The following is a 3,819-nucleotide window of genomic DNA, read 5'->3' as shown; positions in this document are numbered from 1 at the left end:
ACCAACGGCACGTTCTTCACCGATGCGGCCATGACCAAACCGGTTACCGGTAGCATCGCGGCCACCAACGGTGAGGCGACGGTGTACTTCAAGCCGAACCTGAACTTCAACGGCACGGCTAACTTCACGTACACCGCGACCGACAGCGGCAACGCTGACGGCACTAACCCGCTGACCTCTGCTCCAGCCAACGGCACTATCACTGTGACTGCGGTGAACGATGCGCCTGAAGCGGTCGCTACTACTGCAACCGGCTCGGAAGATCCGGTTCAAGGTATTGAAGTTAAGCTTTCGGCTACTGATGTCGATGGCCTGGCGAACGTGAAATCGTTCACCGTCGGCACGCCTAGCAACGGTACGTTCTACACCGACGCCGCCATGACCAAGCCGGTTACTGGCGCCATCGATGCAACCAACGGCGAAGCGACGCTGTACTTCAAGCCAAACACCAATTTCAACGGTACCGCGAACTTCACCTACACCGCCACCGACAGCGGCAATGCTGACGGCACTAACCCGCTGACCTCGGCTCCAGCTAACGGCACTATCACCGTCACTGCGGTCAACGATGCACCTGAAGCGGTCGCTACTACTGCAACCGGCTCGGAAGATCCGGCTCAAGGTATCGAAGTTAAGCTTTCGGCTACCGACGTAGACGGCCTGGCGAACGTTAAGTCGTTCACCGTCAGCGAGCCTACCAACGGCACGTTCTACACCGATGCTGCCATGACCAAACCGGTTACTGGCGCCATCGATGCAACCAACGGCGAGGCCACGCTGTACTTCAAGCCGAACACTAATTTCAACGGCACCGCGAACTTCACGTACACCGCGACCGACAGCGGCAACGCTGACGGCACTAACCCGCTCACTTCGGCTCCGGCCAACGGCACTATCACCGTCACTGCGGTGAACGATGCGCCGGAAGCGGTCGCTACCACTGCCACCGGTTCGGAAGATCCGGTCCAGGGCATCGAAGTTAAATTGAGCGCGACCGACGTAGACGGCTTGGCGAACGTGAAATCGTTCACCGTCGGCACGCCTACCAACGGCACGTTCTACACCGACGCCGCCATGACCAAGCCGGTTACTGGCGCTATCGATGCAACCAACGGCGAAGCCACGCTGTACTTCAAGCCAAACTTGAACTTCAACGGCACGGCTAACTTCACGTACACCGCGACCGACAGCGGCAACGCTGACGGCACTAACCCGCTGACCTCTGCTCCAGCCAACGGCACTATCACTGTGACTGCGGTGAACGATGCGCCTGAAGCGGTCGCTACTACTGCAACCGGCTCGGAAGATCCGGTTCAAGGTATTGAAGTTAAGCTTTCGGCTACTGATGTCGATGGCCTGGCGAACGTTAAGTCGTTCACCGTGGGTACGTCTGCCAACGGCACGTTCTACACCGATGCCGCCATGACCAAACCGGTTACTGGCGCTATTGATGCGACTAACGGCGAGGCGACGCTGTACTTCAAGCCAAACCTGAATTTCAACGGCACCGCCAACTTCACTTACACCGCGACTGACAGCGGCAATGCTGATGGCACTAACCCGCTGACCTCGGCTCCAGCTAACGGCACTATCACCGTCACTGCGGTGAACGATGCGCCGGAAGCGGTCGCTACTACTGCAACCGGCTCGGAAGATCCGGTTCAAGGTATTGAAGTTAAGCTTTCGGCTACTGATGTCGATGGCCTGGCGAACGTGAAATCGTTCACCGTCGGCACGCCTAGCAACGGTACGTTCTACACCGACGCCGCCATGACCAAACCGGTTACTGGCGCTATCGATGCGACTAACGGCGAGGCGACGCTGTACTTCAAGCCAAACCTGAATTTCAACGGCACCGCCAACTTCACTTACACCGCGACTGACAGCGGCAATGCTGATGGCACTAACCCGCTGACCTCGGCTCCAGCTAACGGCACTATCACCGTCACTGCGGTGAACGATGCACCTGAAGCGGTCGCTACTACTGCAACCGGCTCGGAAGATCCGGTTCAAGGTATTGAAGTTAAGCTTTCGGCTACTGATGTCGATGGCCTGGCGAACGTTAAGTCGTTCACCGTGGGTACGTCTGCCAACGGCACGTTCTTCACCGATGCCGCCATGACCAAACCGGTTACTGGCGCTATTGATGCGACTAACGGCGAGGCGACGCTGTACTTCAAGCCAAACCTGAATTTCAACGGCACCGCCAACTTCACTTACACCGCGACTGACAGCGGCAATGCTGATGGCAGCAATCCGCTGACCTCGGCGCCAGCCAACGGCACTATCACCGTCACTGCGGTGAACGATGCACCTGAAGCGGTCGCTACTACTGCAACCGGCTCGGAAGATCCGGTTCAAGGTATTGAAGTTAAGCTTTCGGCTACTGATGTCGATGGCCTGGCGAACGTTAAGTCGTTCACCGTGGGTACGTCTGCCAACGGCACGTTCTACACCGACGCCGCCATGACCAAGCCGGTTACTGGCGCTATCGATGCAACCAACGGCGAAGCCACGCTGTACTTCAAGCCAAACTTGAACTTCAACGGCACGGCGAACTTCACGTACACCGCGACCGACAGCGGCAACGCTGACGGCACTAACCCGCTGACCTCTGCTCCAGCCAACGGCACTATCATTGTGACTGCGGTGAACGATGCGCCTGAAGCGATCGCTACCACTGCCACCGGTTCGGAAGATCCGGTCCAGGGCATCGAAGTTAAATTGAGCGCGACCGACGTAGACGGCTTGGCGAACGTGAAATCGTTCACCGTCGGCACGCCTAGCAACGGCACGTTCTACACCGACGCCGCCATGACCAAACCGGTTACTGGCGCCATCGATGCAACCAACGGCGAAGCGACGCTGTACTTCAAGCCGAACACCAACTTCAACGGCACCGCGAACTTCACGTACACCGCGACTGACAGCGGCAATGCTGATGGCACTAACCCGCTTACCTCGGCGCCAGCCAACGGCACTATCACCGTCACTGCGGTGAACGATGCACCTGAAGCGGTCGCTACCACTGCAACCGGCTCGGAAGATCCGGTTCAAGGTATTGAAGTTAAGCTTTCGGCTACTGATGTCGATGGCCTGGCGAACGTGAAATCGTTCACCGTGAGCACGCCTACCAACGGCACGTTCTACACCGACGCCGCCATGACCAAACCGGTTACTGGCGCTATCGATGCGACTAACGGCGAGGCGACGCTGTACTTCAAGCCAAACCTGAATTTCAACGGAACCGCCAACTTCACTTACACCGCGACTGACAGCGGCAATGCTGATGGCAGCAATCCGCTGACCTCGGCGCCAGCCAACGGCACTATCACCGTCACTGCGGTGAACGATGCACCTGAAGCGGTCGCTACTACTGCAACCGGCTCGGAAGATCCGGTTCAAGGTATTGAAGTTAAGCTTTCGGCTACTGATGTCGATGGCCTGGCGAACGTTAAGTCGTTCAACGTGGGTACGTCTGCCAACGGCACGTTCTACACCGACGCCGCCATGACCAAACCGGTTACTGGCGCCATCGATGCAACCAACGGCGAAGCGACGCTGTACTTCAAGCCAAACACCAACTTCAACGGCACCGCGAACTTCACCTACACCGCGACCGACAGCGGCAATGCTGACGGCACTAACCCGCTGACCTCTGCTCCAGCCAACGGCACTATCACCGTGACTGCGGTCAACGATGCGCCTGAAGCGATCGCTACCACTGCCACCGGTTCGGAAGATCCGGTCCAGGGCATCGAAGTCAAACTGAGCGCGACCGACGTAGACGGCCTGGCGAACGTGAAATCGTTCACCGTC

At 58.1% G+C, this 3,819-nt stretch carries 1 protein-coding gene; it reads left to right on the top strand.

What is annotated here, in order from left to right; all coding sequences use genetic code 11:
- Positions 1-30: 30 nt before the first annotated feature.
- A partial coding sequence (locus ACR52_RS27295; RefSeq protein WP_236692210.1) for a beta strand repeat-containing protein occupies positions 31-3,819 on the top strand: 3,789 nt, incomplete at its 3' end.

The organism is Pseudomonas fildesensis (genome assembly GCF_001050345.1).
GTDB classification, from domain to species: domain Bacteria; phylum Pseudomonadota; class Gammaproteobacteria; order Pseudomonadales; family Pseudomonadaceae; genus Aquipseudomonas; species Aquipseudomonas fildesensis.
The sequence above is the reverse complement of the archived record's forward strand: the minus strand, read 5'-3'. Positions and strand labels throughout refer to the sequence as shown.